This is a genomic window from Micromonospora vulcania (assembly GCF_042658605.1).
In the GTDB taxonomy this organism is placed as follows: Bacteria; Actinomycetota; Actinomycetes; order Mycobacteriales; family Micromonosporaceae; genus Micromonospora; species Micromonospora vulcania.
Genome location: NZ_JBHSQS010000009.1, coordinates 225,378 through 242,649 on the forward strand (window position 1 = coordinate 225,378; position 17,272 = coordinate 242,649).

12 protein-coding genes are annotated in these 17,272 nt (G+C 73.0%); 6 read left to right on the top strand and 6 right to left on the bottom strand.

Features of this window, described 5'->3' with window-relative positions; all coding sequences use genetic code 11:
• Positions 1–182: 182 nt before the first annotated feature.
• On the top strand, positions 183–1,220 hold the full coding sequence (locus ACFQGL_RS17595; RefSeq protein WP_377513049.1) for a LacI family DNA-binding transcriptional regulator: 1,038 nt from the start codon (positions 183–185) through the stop codon (positions 1,218–1,220).
• Between the two features lie 157 nt (positions 1,221–1,377).
• On the opposite strand, the gene ACFQGL_RS17600 is transcribed toward ACFQGL_RS17595, so the two are convergent.
• The 3 genes from ACFQGL_RS17600 to ACFQGL_RS17610 all read right to left on the bottom strand — a co-directional run bounded on the left by ACFQGL_RS17600 (position 1,378) and on the right by ACFQGL_RS17610 (position 4,339).
• A complete protein-coding gene (locus tag ACFQGL_RS17600; RefSeq protein WP_377513051.1) occupies positions 1,378–2,226 on the bottom strand; it encodes a peptidylprolyl isomerase in 849 nt (282 codons plus the stop codon).
• Positions 2,227–2,332: 106 nt separating this feature from the next.
• Positions 2,333–3,538, bottom strand: a complete 1,206-nt coding sequence (locus tag ACFQGL_RS17605; RefSeq protein ID WP_377513053.1) for a D-alanyl-D-alanine carboxypeptidase family protein — start codon at positions 3,536–3,538, stop codon at positions 2,333–2,335.
• Between the two features lie 9 nt (positions 3,539–3,547).
• A complete protein-coding gene (locus ACFQGL_RS17610; RefSeq protein WP_377513055.1) occupies positions 3,548–4,339 on the bottom strand; it encodes a MerR family transcriptional regulator in 792 nt (263 codons plus the stop codon).
• Between the two features lie 146 nt (positions 4,340–4,485).
• Between ACFQGL_RS17610 and ACFQGL_RS17615 the strand changes: the two genes are divergently transcribed.
• Complete coding sequence (locus ACFQGL_RS17615) at positions 4,486–6,780, top strand: ATP-binding cassette domain-containing protein (RefSeq protein WP_377513057.1); 2,295 nt, start codon at positions 4,486–4,488, stop codon at positions 6,778–6,780.
• Between the two features lie 117 nt (positions 6,781–6,897).
• On the opposite strand, the gene ACFQGL_RS17620 is transcribed toward ACFQGL_RS17615, so the two are convergent.
• The gene (locus tag ACFQGL_RS17620; RefSeq protein WP_377513059.1) at positions 6,898–7,317 is read right to left on the bottom strand and encodes a protein-tyrosine phosphatase family protein; all 420 of its coding nucleotides are present in this window, start codon (positions 7,315–7,317) and stop codon (positions 6,898–6,900) included.
• A 367-nt stretch (positions 7,318–7,684) separates the two neighbouring features.
• Positions 7,685–8,272 (bottom strand): hypothetical protein, encoded by a 588-nt coding sequence (locus ACFQGL_RS17625; RefSeq protein ID WP_377513061.1) that lies wholly within the window; start codon positions 8,270–8,272, stop codon positions 7,685–7,687.
• A gap of 631 nt (positions 8,273–8,903) precedes the next feature.
• Here ACFQGL_RS17625 and ACFQGL_RS17630 point away from each other — a divergent pair.
• The 4 genes from ACFQGL_RS17630 (at position 8,904) to ACFQGL_RS17645 (ending at position 16,097) form a co-directional block, all read left to right on the top strand.
• A complete protein-coding gene (locus ACFQGL_RS17630) occupies positions 8,904–9,632 on the top strand; it encodes an ABC transporter ATP-binding protein (protein WP_377513063.1) in 729 nt (242 codons plus the stop codon).
• Positions 9,632–11,866, top strand: a complete 2,235-nt coding sequence (locus ACFQGL_RS17635; protein WP_377513065.1) for a YhgE/Pip family protein — start codon at positions 9,632–9,634, stop codon at positions 11,864–11,866. The genes ACFQGL_RS17630 and ACFQGL_RS17635 overlap by 1 nt, the downstream gene beginning before the upstream one ends.
• A 10-nt stretch (positions 11,867–11,876) precedes the next feature.
• Positions 11,877–12,470 (top strand): TetR/AcrR family transcriptional regulator, encoded by a 594-nt coding sequence (locus ACFQGL_RS17640; RefSeq protein WP_377513067.1) that lies wholly within the window; start codon positions 11,877–11,879, stop codon positions 12,468–12,470.
• A 93-nt stretch (positions 12,471–12,563) separates the two neighbouring features.
• Positions 12,564–16,097: an ATP-binding cassette domain-containing protein gene (locus ACFQGL_RS17645; protein WP_377513069.1), complete on the top strand. Its 3,534-nt coding sequence runs from the start codon at positions 12,564–12,566 to the stop codon at positions 16,095–16,097.
• A 45-nt stretch (positions 16,098–16,142) separates the two neighbouring features.
• Here the strand turns inward: ACFQGL_RS17645 and ACFQGL_RS17650 are convergent, their stop codons facing one another.
• Positions 16,143–17,210 carry an NADH:flavin oxidoreductase/NADH oxidase gene (locus tag ACFQGL_RS17650; protein ID WP_377513071.1) on the bottom strand — a complete coding sequence of 356 codons (1,068 nt, stop codon included), beginning with the start codon at positions 17,208–17,210 and terminating at the stop codon, positions 16,143–16,145.
• Positions 17,211–17,272: the final 62 nt, after the last annotated feature.

The window sequence follows — 17,272 nt, forward strand, 5'->3', positions numbered from 1 at the left end:
GGCGAAAGGTGACCGATAAACTTCCGGAACATTTCCGTAACTCTCGCGAACGCTAGAACCGACCTGCCGTGTCGTCAACCCCTGTCCGTGGGGCAAGATGACGCGAGGAACGGGCACGCCGTTCCGGGACGCTGGTGGCGACGGCTTGCGGTCGCTCCTCCGGTTCGGTGAAGGAGACGCGGGTGGGTGCGGACGACGGACGCAGGGTGACCATCACCGCGATCGCGCGGGAGGCAGGGGTGTCGGTGCCGACCGTGTCGCGGGTGCTCAACGGTCGGTCCGATGTGGCCCCGGACACCCGCGAACGGGTCGAGGAGCTGCTGCGCCACCACGGCTACCGGCGTCGCAGCAGCCGCAGCGTCCGTCGTGCGGGCCTCGTCGACCTGGTCTTCAACGACCTGGACAGCCCCTGGGCCGTGGAGATCCTGCGTGGCGTGGAGGACGTCGGGCAGGGCGCCGGCGTCGGCACGGTGGTCTCCGCGATCCACCGGCAGTCCACCGCCGCCCGGCAGTGGTTGCAGAATCTGCGTACCCGGGCCACCGACGGCGTCATCTTCGTGACGTCGCACCTGACCCCACCCCTGCACGCACAGCTGCGCCGCCTCAACGTGCCGGTGGTGGTCGTCGACCCGGCGGGCGTACCGGCCATGGAGGTGCCGACGATCGGGGCCACCAACTGGGCTGGTGGTCTCGCCGCGACCGAGCACCTGCTCGCGATCGGGCACCGGCGGATCGGGTTCGTGGCCGGGCCGACGCACCTGCTGTGCAGCCGCGCCCGGCTCGACGGATACCGGGCCGGGTTGGAGGCGGCCGGGGTGCCGGTGGACGACGCATTGATCTGCCCGGGCGACTTCTACCACGCCTCCGGGTTCGCGGCCGGCACCGCGCTGCTCGACCTCGACGATCCGCCGACCGGCATCTTCGCGGCCAGCGACCAGATGGCCTTCGGCGTCTACGAGGCCATCCGTCGGCGGGGCCTGCGGGTCCCGGACGACGTCAGCGTGGTCGGCTTCGACGACCTGCCGGAGGCCCGCTGGGCGTCACCGCCGCTGACCACCGTGCGGCAGCCGTTGGTCGAGATGGGGCGGTTGGCGGCGCGGACCGTGCTGCGCCTGGCCCAGGGCGAGAGCATCGACTCACCCCGGGTGGAGCTCGCCACCAAGCTGGTCGTCCGGGACAGCACGACGGCCCCGCCGAGCGGCCGGCCCGGCCGGTCGTAACGGCCGGACACCGTTCCGCCGGTTCCGGTCCGCCTTTCCGGAACTTCCGGCTCCTCAGCCCCAGGATGGGGTCCACAACCACATCGACCCGCGGGTGGATGTGGCTCCGACACGCCAGCGCGGTGGGCGACCCGAGGCCGCCCACCGCGTCGTACGGTCAGCGGTGGTGGTGCGAACGTACGGCCTTGCGGATGTGCACCGGCAGCGCGGGCGCCCCGTCGACCGGCGCCGGGTCCTCGGCCGTCGGCGCCACTCCCCCGGCGGCGATCCGGTCCAGGGTGGCCAGACCGGCTGCGTCGATCTCGCCGAAGATCGTGTAGTTGGGGCGTAGCGCCGAGTCGGCGTAGACCAGGAAGAACTGGCTGCCGTTGGTGTCCGGCCCGGCGTTGGCCATGGCCAGCACGCCCCGGGCGTACAGCCGGCGTACGCCGGTCGGGTCGGTCGGCGCGGGCGGCAGGTCGGTCGGCAACTCGTCGCGGTACCGGTAGCCCGGACCGCCCTCGCCGGTGCCGGACGGGTCACCGCACTGCAGCACGCTCAGCGTCGGGTACGCGGTGAGCCGGTGGCACAGGGTGCGGTCGTAGAACTTCTTGCCGACCAGGTGCAGGAAGCTCTGCACGGTGCACGGCGCCGCCTCCCGGCCCAGGGTCAACCCGATCGGCCCGTGGTTGGTGGAGATCGTCACCCGGACGGTGCCCCGGGCCGGGGTACGCCGGGGGTCGGGAGGCAGTGGCACCGGCCGGGCGGCCGGTTCGTCGGGCGTCTCGGTGTACGCGCACGGGCCGTGCGTGGTGCGGGGCGGGCGGGTGGCGGCGTCGGGGCCGGCCTGCGGCGCGGCGAACGCGGTCACGCCGTCACCGACCGCGGCCGGCGCGGCCACGGCGGTGGCGGAAGCGCCGGCGACCAGCGCCCCGGCGAGCACCGTCACCCCGACGAGGCGGGTCAGCCCGCGCACCGACCGGCGGGGTGCCGCCGCGCCGGAACGCGATTCGAGTTCACTCGACACAGGGATCCTCCTGGGCTCGTGCTGCCAGAAAGATCGAAGTCTATGGACCTCATGGCCCGTTGTCGATCCGACCCGCCCGGTCGACCGGCCCGGGCAGGTCGCTCCGTCAGGGCAGGCGGCGACGCCGCCGCCACAGCAGCCCGCCGCCGAGCAGCAGCACACCGGCGGCGCAGAGCGTGATCACCGACCAGAGCCACCCCGAGCCGCTGCGCGCGGGCGCGCTGGCCGCCGCCGGCCGGGGCGTTCCGGGCCCGGCCAACGCCGACGGTACGGCCGACGGCGTGGCGGTCAACTCCCCCGGCTCGACCAGCCGGCCGACCGTGGCGTCGCGGGGCAGCGTGAAGCCCCAGTCCAGCAGTGCCGCGCCCTGCTCCCAACCGCGCTTCGGCGCCGGCTCGGCCCCGAGCAGCGTCACCACCAGCCGCCGCCCCTCGCGTTGCGCCGCGCCGACGTAGGTGTGCCGGGCCAGGTCGGTGAAGCCGGTCTTGCCGCCGAGCGCGCCCGGGTACCGGTAGATGAGCTGGTTCTCGTTCTGGATCTGGAAGCCCTTGGTGCGCTGCTTCGGCTGGGCCGGGATCGTCGCCTGCTCGGTGAGCGCGTACCGACGGAAGGTCGGGTCGGCGAAGCAGGCCCGGGCGATCAGCGCAAGGTCGTACGCGCTGGTGAACTGCCCCCTGCCGTCCAGCCCGGAGGCGGTGACCGCGTGCGTCTGGAGCGCGCCGAGGCGGTGCGCCTGTTCGTTCATGGCGCGTATCCCGGCGGTCGCGTCGTTCCCGCCCCCGCCGAGACGGGCCAGCGCGTTGGCCGCCTCGTTGCCGGAGTTGAGCAGCAACCCGAGCCAGATGGTCTCGACGGTGTACCGACCACCCTCGACCAGGCCGACGGCCGAGGAGCCGGGTTCGATGTTCATGTCCGCCGCGGTGACGGTGACCGTCTGCTTCGGGTCCAGCCGCGGCAGCATGGTGGCCGCCAGCAGCAGCTTCTGCACGCTGGCCGGCGTGCCGTACTCGTGCGGGCCGCAGCCGCCGAGCACCTGGCCGGTGTCCAGGTCGGCGACCAGCCACGAGGCGGCGGTGACCGCTGGCGGCGCGTCGACACCGGCCGGCACGATCAGGCCACCGGTGGCCATACCCGCGCCGCCGACCACCCGTTGCTCGGGTACGGCGGGTGGGGGCGAGGGACGCGGCGGGCGGGACACGGCCGGCGCCGCCGCCCGGGGGCACCGCACGGTCGGCGCGCCACCCGCGGCGGCGACCGGCACGGGAGTGAGCAGGACGGCGGACACGGTCACCGCCAGTAGCGCAGCTCTCATGTGCCGACCCTAGCCAACAAGATCGCCCGACGGGACCGGATGGTCCGTCGACCAGCCGGGCGCGTCGCGGCGCAGGTAGTCGTGCAGCGCGGCGGTGCCCCGCAGCCGGCGGAGGCTGCGCGCGTGCAGATCCTGCTCGCGGCGGGCCAACTCGGCGCGGACCCGCTGCGGGCTACCGGTGGTCCGTAGTTCGCCCAGCACCGCCGCGATGATCTCGAACGGGTAGGCGCCCCGACGCAGCAGCGAGACGACCTGCGCGGCGCGCAGCTCGGCCTCGTCGTACACCCGGTAGTTGGTGCCCGGGGTGCGGACCGGCCGCAGCAGGCCGCGCTCCTCCCACAGCCGCAGCTGCGAGGTCCGGACCCCGACCAGGGCGGCGACCTCGCCGATGCGGGCGCCTCGGCGGGGCACCGGGCCGCCCGTCGGCGGGCTGGCCAGCACGGTCTCGAACGCCCCGAGCACCCGGCGGATCTCGGCGCGTTCCCGGTCCAGCTCGGCATGGCCGCCGTCGAGCGCCGCCAGGGCCGCCGGCAGGTCGCCGCGGTGGACCGCCGCCATGATCTCCCGGGTACGACTCCAGCCGTGCCCCTCGGCCAGCCGCCGCGCCACGGTGAGCGCTCGGGCGTGCTCGCTCGTGAAGATCCGGTAGCCGCTCGCGGTGCGCCGCACCGGCGGCAGCACACCCTGCGCGACGTAGTTACGGACCTGCTGCACCGAGATCCCGACGGTGGCGGCCAGGTCCACCGCACGCAGGCGGTCCTTCGGTACGACGTCCACGTCGGCCACCGTACCGGTTGCCATGTGATTTGAGACTTTGCGGGTTGTTCCGGCACGACCGCCAGTCGATACTCGGCGAAAGTCTCTACATTGGGATGAATGAGACAATGGAATGCGTCAAGTGCCCGGCGGGAGGGTTCTCCCCCGCCACGATCTCGTGAAGGGTTCGCATGCCGCAGCCAGCACGGTCCGTCGCCGACAGCCACGACATGATCGAGGTACGCGGAGCGCGGGAGAACAATCTCGCCGGCGTCTCGGTCGACATCCCCAAGCGCCGGTTGACCGTCTTCACCGGCGTCTCCGGCTCGGGCAAGTCGTCACTCGTCTTCGGCACCATCGCCGCCGAGTCCCAGCGCCTGATCAACGAGACCTACAGCGCCTTCCTCCAGTCGTTCATGCCCAACCTCAACCGGCCGGACGTCGACACGCTGCGCAACCTGAGCGCGGCCATCGTGGTCGACCAGGAGCGGATGGGCGTCAACTCCCGCTCCACCGTCGGCACCGCCACCGACGCGTACGCCATGCTGCGGATCGTCTTCAGCCGGCTCGGCCAGCCGTCGGTGGGCGGTGCCGGCGCGTTCAGCTTCAACCTGGCCGAGGGGATGTGCCCCACCTGTGAGGGGCTGGGCCGGGTCGCCGACCTCGACGTGCACGAGTTGGTCGACGTCGAGCGCTCACTCAACGACGGCGCCATCACGGTGCCCAACTTCGCGGTCGACTCCTGGTACTGGCAGACCATCGTCTCCTCCGGCCTGTTCGACCCGGACGTCAAGCTCCAGGACTACACCGAGCAGCAGTGGCAGGACCTCCTGCACAAGCCGTCCACAAAGATCAAGATGGGCAACAACAACTGGACGTACGAGGGTCTGGTGGTCAAGGTCAAGCGGCTCTACCTGACCAATGACCGCGACTCGATGCAGGGGCACATCCGCGCCTTCGTCGACCGGGCGGTCACGTTCACCACCTGCTCGGCCTGCGACGGCACCCGGCTCAACGCGGCGGCCCTGTCGTCGCGGATCGCCGGGCGCAACATCGCCGACTGTTCCGCGCTGCAGATCAGCGACCTGGCCTCCTTTGTCCGGGGCATCGACGACCCGGCGGTGGCGCCGCTGATCGGCAATCTGCGTGACCTGCTGGAGTCGCTGGTCGAGATCGGACTGGGCTACCTCAGCCTGGACCGCGAGTCGGCGACCCTCTCCGGCGGTGAGGCGCAGCGGGTGAAGATGGTCCGGCACCTCGGCTCCAGCCTCTCCGACGCCACGTACGTCTTCGACGAGCCCACCGTCGGCCTGCACCCGCACGACATCGCCCGGATGAACGACCTGCTGCTGCGACTACGCGACAAGGGCAACACCGTGCTGGTGGTGGAGCACAAGCCGGAGACCATCGCGATCGCCGACCACGTGGTCGACCTCGGGCCGGGTGCCGGCAGCGACGGCGGCCGGATCTGCTTCACCGGCGACGTCGCCGGCCTGCGCCGCTCCGGCACGCTCACCGGCCGGCACCTGGACCACCGGGTGACCCTGCGCGACGAGGTACGACCACCGGCCGGCCAACTCGCCATCCGCCACGCCGAACTGCACAACCTGCGGGACGTGGACGTCGACATCCCGCTCGGAGTGCTCACCGTGGTCACCGGCGTGGCCGGCTCCGGCAAGAGCTCCCTGATCCACGGGTCGCTGCGCGGCCGGACCGGGGTGGTGATCGTGGACCAGTCCGCGATCCGTGGGTCCCGCCGCAGCAACCCGGCCACCTACAGCGGGCTGCTCGACCCGATCCGCGCCGCCTTCGCCAAGGCCAACGGGGTCAAGGCGGCCCTCTTCAGCGCCAACTCCGAGGGCGCCTGTCCGGCCTGTAAGGGAATCGGGCTGATCTACACGGACCTGGCGATGATGGCCGGCGTGGCGAGCGTCTGCGAGCGGTGCGAGGGGCGGCGGTTCACCGACGAGGTGCTCACCTACACCCTGCGCGGCAAGAACATCAGCGAGGTGCTGGCCATGTCGGTCACCGAGGCGTACGCGTTCTTCCCCAGCGGAGCAGCGCACCTCATCCTCGGCCGGCTGGTCGATGTCGGGCTGGGCTACCTCAGCCTCGGCCAGCCGCTGACCACCCTCTCCGGCGGGGAGCGGCAACGGCTCAAGCTCGCCATCCACCTGGCCGAGAAGAACAGCACGTACGTGCTGGACGAGCCGACCACCGGCCTGCACCTGGCCGACGTGGACCAGTTGCTGGCCCTGCTGGACCGAATGGTCGACGCCGGCAACACGGTGATCGTCATCGAGCACCACCAGGCCGTCATGGCGCACGCGGACTGGCTCATCGACCTGGGCCCAGGCGCCGGGCACGATGGCGGCCGCATCGTCTTCACCGGCACGCCGGCCGAGTTGGTGGCCAAGGGCGACACCCTGACCGCCGACCACCTCCGGGAGTACGTCAGCGAACCAACGACGATCACCCAGAGCTAGCGCCAATGCCGGGCCGTACCGGCCACTGCGGGACCGGCCCGGCTTGGCGTGGCACGGCGCGGCTTGGCGCGGCACGGCGCGGCGTAGCGGCGGCGCGGTCGGCTGCCGTGCGGCGGGTCAGGCGACGCGGCGTAGCCAGCGCCGCTGCCAGGGGGTCTCCACCGCCCGCAGGTGGTAGCCCGCCCGGACCCACGGCACCGCCTGCGCGGCTGGCAGGCCGTCGAGGATCGCCAGCGCGGCCAGCGCCGTTCCGGTACGCCCCACGCCACCCCGACACGCCACCTCGACGCGCTCGCCCTCGTGCGCACGCCGCAGCGCCGCCCGTAGGGCGTCGAGTGCGTCCGCCCGGTCGAGCGGTACCCAGAAGTCGGGCCACCGGATCCGTCGGTGCGGCCAGCTCGGCGCGGGGCCGGGGGCCAACAGCAGGGCGAAGTCGGCGGGCGAGGCAGCCGCACCGATGCGGCGTCCGCGCACCGTCGCCCCGCTGGGCAGTACGACGGCACCCGACTGCTCGGACCAGGGCTGCGCGACTGTCATTCGAGCATTGTGCCGCCACCTGCGTACGCACAGACAGCGCCGCCCCCGGCCGGTGGGTCGGGGGCGGCGCTGGTGTCGGTGTGCAGGTCGCCTCTCGGCGAGTGGCGCGTCGCGGCTCCAGCCGAACGGTGTTCCGCGACGGCGATATTAGGTGAGGCCCGGGGACACTGAGTCACACCGACACCTGTGCACAACCACCCGAGCACCCACCCTGTTCCCGAGCACAACCCACGAAATCTTGGACAGTTACCGTTCCACGCGAACGGCAACTGTCCAAGATCTCCTCGTACGGTGCCTGGGTACGCCGCTGGCCGGCACCCCGGTGCGGGGTACCGGCCAGCTTTGTGTGTGGCTCTCAGTGCTGTGGTCAGCTGTTCCAGTGCTGGGCGACGAGGTCGGCGGCCTGCTGTTCCCACTGGGCGTAGGCGTCGGGGTACGCGGAGACCTGCACGGTCTGGGCGGCCTGGGTCAGGGGCATGTCCTGCCAGCCGTCGACCTGCTTGAGGCCCTTGAGGAACGCGGTGGTGGCGTACGCGGGGTCGGTGATCTGCTCCGGCGTACCCCAACCCGAGCTGGGGCGCTGCTGGAACAGGCCCAGCGAGTCGTGATCGTTGGCGTCGCCGAGGTGGCCCAGGTTCTCCAGCTTGGATTCCTGCAGGCTGGTGGCGATCGAGATGACCGCGGCCCGCTCGGGCAGACCGGCCTTCTTCGTGGCCGCGATGATGGCCTTGGCGTCGTCGGTCTGCTCACCGTTCAGGGTGATCCGGGACTGCTCACCCTGCGTGCCGTGCGGGATCAGCTTGCTCACGTCGGGCTTGTCGGCCTGCACCACCGCGACCGGCTTGGCATCCACGGTCGGAGCGGCGGCGTGCGCGGCGATCGGACCGGCGAAAACACCACCGGCGAACGCGAGACCAGCAACGGACAGCATGCTCTTACGAATGATCGTGGTCATGGGGGTAGCTCCTTCGGGGGTAGAGACACCCGCAACCGTTCCGGGGGGACGGCACCTGCGGATGTGAGCACCTCGTCCGGCGCATCAAAAGGGGGGAAGGTCTTAGGGTCGGCGGCCTGCGAGCGGACGGCTCGTGGCGCCGGGTCCAGATGTAACGACCGCGGGCCGGGGATCATTCCGCGGGCCCGAGCTATCCGGGGGGCCGCGCTATCCGGGCCCGAGCCATCCGGGAGGCCGCGCCATCCGGGGCCGAGCCATCCGGGAGGCCGCGGCTCGTCCGCTGGCAGCCGGTAGGCCGAGGCCCGAGGCGGCCGGCACCCGTTCGCGGGCGGCTGGTGGTGCTGCGATCGTCAGGGTATGTAACGCCGCCCGGCCGGCCCCGATTCCGGCCCACGGGTGCACCCGATCACAGGACAGAGGCCCCCAGACCGGACATCCCGCTGAGTCGGCCGGCCACCACCGCGACGGGTCGATCACTGCGCGGTGCCTCGGTGGCTATGGCGTCTGGTGGGCAGTGGTGGCGTCGATGACCGGGATCACGGCCTCAGCGACCGCGCATCGGGTCGACCGGGGGTTAGGCTGGCCCATGTTTTTAGACTGACCGGTCAGTGCAATGAGGCAGGGTGGAGCGATGGTGGTCGTCGAAGCGAGCGGGCTCGGCCTGCGTACCCGTCGGGGGTGGGTGTTCCGGAACGTGGACTTGACGGTCGGCGCCGGGGAACTTCATGCGATCACGGGAGCGCCCGGCAGCGGGCGTACCTCTCTGCTGCTCGCCCTGGCGGGACGGTTCCCGACCAGTGCGGGACGACTGCGGCGGCACGGCGCGGCGGCGCTGGGTCAGGTGGTCGGGGTACACGAGGCCGACCCGGAGCTGACTGTCGCCGAGCACATCGCCGAGCGGCTGCTACTGCTCGGCCGGCGAGCGGACCCGACCGGCCTGAAAGTGTGGCATCGGCGAGCCGTGCGCCGCGACGCGGTTGCCGCCGTGATCGAGGCTGCGGGGCTGGAAGCAGAGGTGGCGCTCGCCCCGTCCACCCGGGGTCGTGACCTGACCCCCGTGCAACGGCAGGTGCTCGGCCTGGTGCTGGCCACGCTGAGCGGGCCTGAGCTGATCGTGGCCGACGACGTCGACGCGGGCGCGACCCAAGCGGAACAAGCCCGGCTCTGGGCCATTCTCGGTCGATTGACCGAGCGGGGCTACGCGATTGTCGTCACGGCCCGGGAGGCCGAGCCGGACACGGCGTCGATCGTGCACCGCTTGGACGAGCACCCGGCGGTCGACCAACCACCCAGCGCAGCGCAGGCAACCACCGCGCCGCACGTCGGGATCGTTCACACGGAACAGGTAGGGGTCAATTGATGAGCGCCGTCCGACTCGCATGGTTCGAGCTGCGCCGGATGACCCGGGGCCGGCTGCCGCGCGCCGCGCTCGCCGTGCTGACCGTCATCCCGCTGCTCTACGGGGCGCTCTACCTGTACGCGTTCTGGGACCCGTACGGGAATCTCGACCGGATTCCGGTCGCGCTGGTCAACGCCGACCAGCCGGCGAAGGCCAGCGACGGGTCGGTGGTGCACGCCGGGCAGGATCTGACCGACGAGCTGATCGATCGGCGGGTGTTCGGCTGGCAGGTCACCGATGCCGGGGATGCCGCCGCTGGGCTGCAGAGCGGTCGGTACCACCTGGTGTTCTCCATCCCGGCGGACTTCTCCGCGACGCTGGCGGCGAGCCCGGAGCCCGACCAGGTGGCCCGCCGGGGCGAGCTGAAGGTGGTCAACGACGACGCCACCAACTACCTGTCCGGGCTACTCGCCCGCTCCGCGTTCAGTGAGATCAGGGCCGCCGCCACGGAGAGCGCCGCCTCGGGATACTTCGCCCGGATGTTGGTCGGCTTCACCGACGCCAAGGCCGAGACCGCTCGGGCCGCCGACGGCGCCGGTCAGCTCGCCGACGGGTTGGGCACCTCGCAGGCCGGCGCAGGTCGGATCGCCGACGGGCTGGACAGTTCGGCGTCCGGTGCCGGGCAGGTCGCCGACGGGCTGGGCCGTTCCGCCGCCGGTGCCGGTCAGCTCTCGAACGGGGTCGACCAGAGCGCGCGGGGCGCCGACGAGTTGGCCGCCGGGCTCGACCAGCTGCGGACCGGGGCGGCGCAGCTCGCCGACGGCACCGCTCGGGCGGCCAGCGCGACCCGGGCGGTGGCCCGCACGGTGGACGGGGCGGCGGCGCGGATCGAGCCGGTGCTGCGGGACAACGCCGAGCAGATCGCGAAGTCGGCGACCGCCATCGCGGACGGGGCCGAGGCGCTCGCCGACGGCCTGGACGCGCTGCCGCAGCGGGCACAGGTGGCCCTGACCCAGGCCGAGAAGGTGCAGGACCGACTCGATGCCCTGGTGGCCGCGCATCCGGAGTTGGCCGACGACCCGAACGTCAGCGCCGCACGGACGGCCGCGGCGGCCACCGTCGAGGCGGCCCGGGCCGTCGTGGGCGGTCTCGACCAGGCCGACCTGGCCGCGCTGCGGGAACGGATGACCACCGTGGCCGCCACCGCGCGGCACATCGCGGACGCGGCGCCGCACCTGGCCGACGATGTTGCCGCGGCGCGCGGCAAGGTCGACGAGCTCGCCGCCGGGCTGGGCACCCTCGCCGACGGCAGCGCAAAGCTGCGCGACGGCCTCGGCGACGCGGCGACCGGCGCCGACCGGCTGCGCGGCGGCCTGTTCCGGCTGGCCACCGGGGCCCGCGAGCTGGACGGAGGGCTCAACCAGCTCAGCACCGGCAGCGACCGGCTCGCCGATGGCCTGGTCCGGTTGGAGGGCGGCGCCGGTGAGCTGGCCTCCGGACTCACCCGGCTGGGCGGGGGAGCCGGCGATCTCGCCGACGGCCTGGCCGCCGGCGAGTGGAAAATCCCGGGGTACGACGACACGGACGCCCGCGCCGGTGTGCTCGGCGACCCGGTGTCGCTGGACCGCTCGGCACGCCACCCGGCCGGCTCGTACGGGGTGGGCTTCGCCCCGTACTTCCTCGGTTTGGCGCTCTGGGTCGGCGCGATGATCACGTACATGGTGCTGCGGCCGGTCAACCGGCGGCACGTGATGTCCGGCGCACCCGCCTGGCGGGTCGCGCTGGCCAGCTGGCTGCCCGCCGCGGCGGTCGGGTTGGCTCAGGCCGGGGTGCTGTTCGCGGTGGTGACGCTGGCGCTCGGGCTGGACCCGGTACGCCCCGCCGCGACGCTGGGCCTGCTGGCGTTGGTCTCGCTCACCTTCACCACGATCATGCAGTGGCTCGGCGCGCAGCTCGGCCCGGCCGGTCGGCTCGCCGCGCTGGCCCTGCTGATGCTCCAGCTCACCTCGTCCGGCGGCACGTATCCGGTGCAGACCTCGCCCGGTTTCTTCCAGGCGATCCACCCGTGGCTGCCGATGAGCTACGTGGTGGCCGGCCTGCGGCACACCATCAACGGCGGCCCGCTCGGGCCGGTGATGACCGGAGTCCTGGTGCTGCTCGGCTTCGGGGCGGCGGCACTGGCCCTCACCTGCGCCGCGGTCCGCCGCTCGCGCCGGCTCACCCCGGCGAAGCTGCATCCCGAGCTGACCATGTGAGGATGGGCGCGTGACGGACGGACGGACGAGGCGGCGGGAGGACACCCGTCAGCGGCTCTTCGTCGCGGCCGTGGAACTCATCGCCGAGCAGGGCTTCTCCGCTACCACCGTGGAGGACATCGCGGCCCGGGCCGGGGTGGCGAAGGGCACGGTCTACTACAACTTCGAGTCCAAGACCGTGCTCTTCGAGGAGTTGTTGCGACACGGCATCGGCCTCCTGACCGCCGAGTTCCGGGCGGCGGTCGCCGGGCTGCCGCCGCGCGCCGCGCTGGGCGCGCTGGTCCGCGCCGAGCTGGAGTACATCCGCCGGTACCGGGCCTTCGCCCAACTGCTGTTGTCGGAGATGTGGCGTACGAACCGGGAGTGGCAGCAGACCCTGCGGTTGCTGCGCGGCGAGGCGATCGCGGTGATCGCCGAGACGGTCCGGGCCGGGGTGGACAGCGGTGACCTGCCGGCCGACCTGGACGTGCCGACCGCCTCCTCGGCACTGTTCGGGGTGGGCCTGGTGGTGGCCGTGGACTGGTTGGTCTTCCAACCCGACCGGCCCATCGAGGATGTGCAGGAGGCGCTGCTCGGCATCGTCCGCCGAGTCGCCCAAACCTGACCGGAAGCCCTGCTCAGAGCGGGTAAATCGGTTGAGCAAATCGGTTCCAACCGGGACGCTGGGTTCTCCGCCACCCACGTCCGGAGGACACCGATGCGCCTGCTCCGTGATCTGTGGGGCACCTCGCCACGTCGCCTGACGGTCGTGGCCGTCCTGATCCTGCTCGGCGCCGGCGGCCAGGCGGCCGCGTCCGCGCTCGCCGGCGCGGTGCTCGTACACCGTTCGGCCGGTTTCTTCACCGTGCTGGCCGCGGCGCTGGTCGCCGTGGTGCTCTCCGACTTCGCGGTGAGCCTGCTGATGGCCGGGCTGACCGCCGACTGGTCCGCCGACGTGCGCCGACGGCTCTGCCGGGTGGCGCTCGGGCAGGACCTGCCCACCCTGGAGACCACCCCGGTCGGCGAGCTGCTCGACCGCATCGACGGGGATGTCTACCAGGTGGCGTCGGCGGTCCGTAACCAGGGCATCCGGCTCGCCCAGGGAGTCTGCGTCGGCCTGCTGTCGATGATCGTCGCGCTGGCCGTGTGGTGGCCGGCCGGGATCGCGATGCTGCTGCTCACGGTCGTGCTCGCGGTCGGGCTGCGCCGGCCCACGGCGCGGATCGGTCCGGCCCGGATGGCCGAGGAGGAGGCCTGGTCGGACCTGGCCGCCGTGATGGAGGAGGCGGTGCACGGGCAGGACGACGTGCGCACCAGCCTGGCCCGGCCGTACGTGCTGCGCCTGTACGCACGGCGGGCCGCCGCCGTGCTGTCCCGTGGCCACCTGGTCTGGGTGCTGTCCGCCAAGGTGGCCACGGCCGCCACCGCCACGATCCGGGGCGGCATCGGCGTGGTGGTGCTCGGTGGGGCCTGGGCCCTGGCGACCGACCGGATCGACGCTGCCCGGCTCACCGCCATCTGGCTGCTCGCCCTGGCCTTCGGTGCCACCGCGGAACACGTCAGCCGGATGGTGCCGGAGCTCCAGGAGGCACTCGGCGCGTGGGCCCGGGTCCAGTTGCTCCAGACGGCCCGGCAGGAGCCCGTCGGCGGCGCCAGCCCGACCGACGGTGACCTGCGCATCCGTGACCTGACCTTCGGATACCAGGTGAGCGGCCCGGAGAGCGGCCGGGGGCCCGCCCTGCGCGAGCTCAGCCTCACCTTCACGCGCGGCCGCTCGTACGCGCTGATCGGGCGGACCGGCTCGGGCAAGTCGACGCTGGCGAAGGTGCTCACCCGGGCCGTCGACGTGCCGCCGGGCACCGTCTTCCTCGGCGGCACCGACCTGTGCGACCTCGACGTCGAGCAGCTGCGCCGCTGGGTGGCGCTGGTGCCACAGCGCACCGAGATCCTGGCCGGCACGCTCGCCGAGAACGTCGCGCTCTTCGACCCGGAGCTGCTCGACGCCGCCGCCCGGGCGCTGGACGAGCTGGGCCTGGCCGGCTGGATCGCCGAGCTGCCGGACGGGCTGGCCACCCGCCTCGGCGAGGGCGGCCACGTGCTCTCGGCCGGTCAGGAGCAGTTGGTGGCGTTCGCCCGGATCCTGGTCCGCGACCCGCACGTGGTGGTCCTCGACGAGGCCACCGCCCGACTGGACCCGGTCACCGAGGCGCGGGTGCAGCGGGCCACCGAACGGCTGCTGCGCGACCGGATCGGCATCGTCATCGCGCACCGGCTCTCCTCCGTGCGCCGCTGCGACGAGGTGGTGGTGCTGGCCGACGGCGCGGTGGTCGAGGCCGGCCCGCTGGAGACGTCGACCCGCTTCGCCGAGCTGCTGGCGACCAGCCACGCCGCCGCGTACGCCGGTGCGCTGCCGGCCGCGCGGTCGGGTACCGGCACCGATCTGTTGACCGGCCCCGACCTGTTGACCGGCCCCGAGCCGGTCGACGTCTGGCCGACCGGCGACCAGGTCGGGCCGGAGCTGGCGGGCGAACCGGTCCTGCCGGTGCGCGCCGAACCGCCACCGTTGCCGTCGACCCCGCCGGCCCGCACGTTCCGGGAGATCATCCGACTCTGCATGAACGATCCCCGGTACGGGCTGGCCGCCATCGCGCTGTTCCTCGGGCTCAGCCTGCTCGGCTTGGACGGTCCGGTGCTGCCCTGGCTCTGGGCCGACCTGGTGGACGGCACCGGCAACCCGTACCTGCCGGCCCTGGGCATCGTGGCCGGGCTGCTGGTCACCCTGCCGCTGCCGTTCTACACCCACGTCTGGTTCCCGCACTGGTGGGTACGGCAGATGCTGCGGATCGGCCTGCGGCTGGTGCACGGCCAGACCGGGCCGCGCCGGGTCAGCTCGCACACCCCGGCAGAGGTCGTGGCGCAGGGCGGAGACACCGAACGGGTGGTCCAGCTCGCCGACAACGTGCTGGACCAGTCCGTCGCGCTGGTCCTGGTGGTCGCCATGACGGCGGTCACCGGCAGCGTCGTACCGGGGCTGTTCTTCCTCGGCACCATGGTCGTCTCCGGGCTGGCCGCGACCCTGTTCGGGCCGAAGCTGGAGCGTTCGGCCCGGGCGACCGTGGCGGCCCGGGCGGCCTTCGCCACCGCGCTGGTCTCCGTGCTGTCCGCGGCGCGGACGGTGAAGCTCGCCGGCGCGAGCGGGGCGGTGCTGCGCCACCTGGCCGACCTCGATGTGCTGCGCAGTGACCGGCAGCGGCGGGAGATCTCGGTGCAGGTGTGGTCCCGTTCCACGCCCTCGGTGGCCAGCGGCCTGCTGCCGATCGGCGCGTGGGCGCTCTATCTGAGCGGCGAACTCTCCGCCGGAGCGGTGCTGGTGGCGGTCTCCACCCTGGGCGCGGCCCGCTGGTTCGCCTGGACCACTGCCTCGCTGATCTCCCAACTGCCCTCGGCACGGGTCTGGACCCGACGGACGGTGGCGATGACCGGAGTGGGGGCGTACTCGGCGGGGGTGCCGGCGGTGGATCTTGCCGCCGGGACGGCGCCTGCGCCGACGCCGCCGGCCCGGCATCCGCTGCGCCGGCTGGAGCTGCGTGGCTTCGGGGTGGTGCACTCCGACGGCGCGGTCGCCGTGCGGGACGTGGACCTCACCGTGCAGCGCGGGCAGTTGGTGCTGGTCGTCGGGCCGGTCGGCTCGGGCAAGTCCTCGCTGCTGCGGGCGTTGGCCGGGATCGTGCACCACACCGGCGAGCTGTCCTGGAACGGCGACCCGGTCACCGAGCCGGAGCTGTTCCTACGCCCCAACCAGGTCGGCTACGTCGGCCAGCTACCCCGGGTGCTCTCCGGCACGGTGGCCGACAACATCGCGCTCGGCCATCAGGTGGATGCGGCCGGGGCGGTCAGTACCGCCCAGCTCGACCACGACCTGGCCGCCGCCGGCGGTGGGCTGGGCCTGCTCATCGGGCACAAGGGCACCCGGCTCTCCGGTGGCCAGCTGCAGCGGTTGGCGCTGGCCCGGGCGCTGGCACCGCGTACCGAATTGTTGGTCGCCGACGACGTGTCGTCCGCGCTGGACGTCACCACCGAGCTGGCGCTGTGGCAGGCGCTGCGCGCGCACGGGGTGACCGTGGTCGGCTCGACCGCGAAACGTGCCGCGCTGGTCCGCGCCGACCACGTGGTGGTGCTGATCGGCGGCACGGTCGCCGCTCAGGGGGCCTGGCGGGACCTGGAGGACGACTGGTCGCACCTGGCCGGCTGACCGTCGGGTGGCTGCCCCGCTGGGCAGCCACCCGATCGGTGTGGATCAGGCGGCGCGGGCGTACTGGTCCGGCCCGGTGTACGCGACACCGAGCTTGGCGGCGGCCCGGCGCGGCCAGTACGGGTCGCGCAGCAGCTCCCGGCCGAGTAGCACCAGGTCCGCCTCGCCGTCGGCGACGATCTGCTCGGCGTGCTCCGGCTCGACGATCAGGCCGACCGCGCCGGTCGGTACGCCGGCCTCGCGCCTGATCCGGGCGGCCAGTGGCACCTGGTAGCCGGGGCCGAGCGGGACGCGCTGCTCCAGGCTCACGCCGCCGGAGGAGGCGTCGACCAGGTCCACGCCGACAGCGGCCAGCTCACCGGCGAGCACCACGCTGTCGTCCAGCGTCCAACCGCCCTCGACCCAGTCGGTCGCGGAGATCCGGGTGAGCACCGGCACGTCCTCGCCGACCGCGGCGCGTACCGCGCGGGCCACCTCCAACGTCAGTCGCATCCGGCCGGCCCGGTCGCCGCCGTACGGGTCGGTGCGGTGGTTGCGCAGCGGCGAGAGGAACTCGTGCAGCAGGTAGCCGTGCGCGGCGTGGATCTCCACGGCGGCGAACCCGGCAGCCAGCGCCCGTTCGGCCGCGGCGGCGAAGCCGTCCACGACGCCGGCGATGGCGGTCGCGTCGAGGGCGTTCGGGACCCGGAAGCCGGCGGCGAACGGCTCGACGCCCGGCGCGACCGGCGTCCAGCCACCCTCGGCGTCCGGCACCCCACCGCGGCTCTCGGCCCAGGGCCGGTACGAGGATGCTTTGAAGCCGGCGTGGGCGAGCTGTACGGCCGGCACCGCTCCGTGGCTGGCGACGAACGCGGTCACCGGCCGCCACGCGTCCACGTGCGCGCCGGACCACAGCCCGGTGTCCTGCGGGGTGATCCGACCCTCCGGCAGGACGGCGGTCGCCTCGGTGAGTACCAACCCGGCGCCCCCGATGGCGCGACTGCCGAGATGGATCAGGTGCCAGTCGGTGGGCAGACCGTCCCGGCCGGCCGAGTACTGGCACATCGGTGCCATGGCGATCCGGTTGTGCAGGGTGACCGCGCGCAGAGCCAGCGGTGTGAACAGGGCGCTCATCTCGTCATCCTCCAGGTGTGCCGCACCGGGCCCCTCTCCGAGGGGCCCGGTGCGGATTTTCG

Excerpts from the sequence above, each read along its gene's own strand:
- ACFQGL_RS17605 (WP_377513053.1), bottom strand. The coding sequence starts at position 3,538 with ATGAGAGCTGCGCTACTGGCGGTGACCGTGTCCGCCGTCCTGCTCACT.
- ACFQGL_RS17650 (WP_377513071.1), bottom strand. The coding sequence starts at position 17,210 with ATGAGCGCCCTGTTCACACCGCTGGCTCTGCGCGCGGTCACCCTGCAC.
- ACFQGL_RS17620 (WP_377513059.1), bottom strand. The coding sequence starts at position 7,317 with ATGACAGTCGCGCAGCCCTGGTCCGAGCAGTCGGGTGCCGTCGTACTG.
- ACFQGL_RS17610 (WP_377513055.1), bottom strand. The coding sequence starts at position 4,339 with ATGGCAACCGGTACGGTGGCCGACGTGGACGTCGTACCGAAGGACCGC.
- ACFQGL_RS17645 (WP_377513069.1), top strand. The coding sequence starts at position 12,564 with ATGCGCCTGCTCCGTGATCTGTGGGGCACCTCGCCACGTCGCCTGACG.
- ACFQGL_RS17635 (WP_377513065.1), top strand. The coding sequence starts at position 9,632 with ATGAGCGCCGTCCGACTCGCATGGTTCGAGCTGCGCCGGATGACCCGG.
- ACFQGL_RS17625 (WP_377513061.1), bottom strand. The coding sequence starts at position 8,272 with ATGACCACGATCATTCGTAAGAGCATGCTGTCCGTTGCTGGTCTCGCG.
- ACFQGL_RS17615 (WP_377513057.1), top strand. The coding sequence starts at position 4,486 with ATGCCGCAGCCAGCACGGTCCGTCGCCGACAGCCACGACATGATCGAG.
- ACFQGL_RS17630 (WP_377513063.1), top strand. The coding sequence starts at position 8,904 with ATGGTGGTCGTCGAAGCGAGCGGGCTCGGCCTGCGTACCCGTCGGGGG.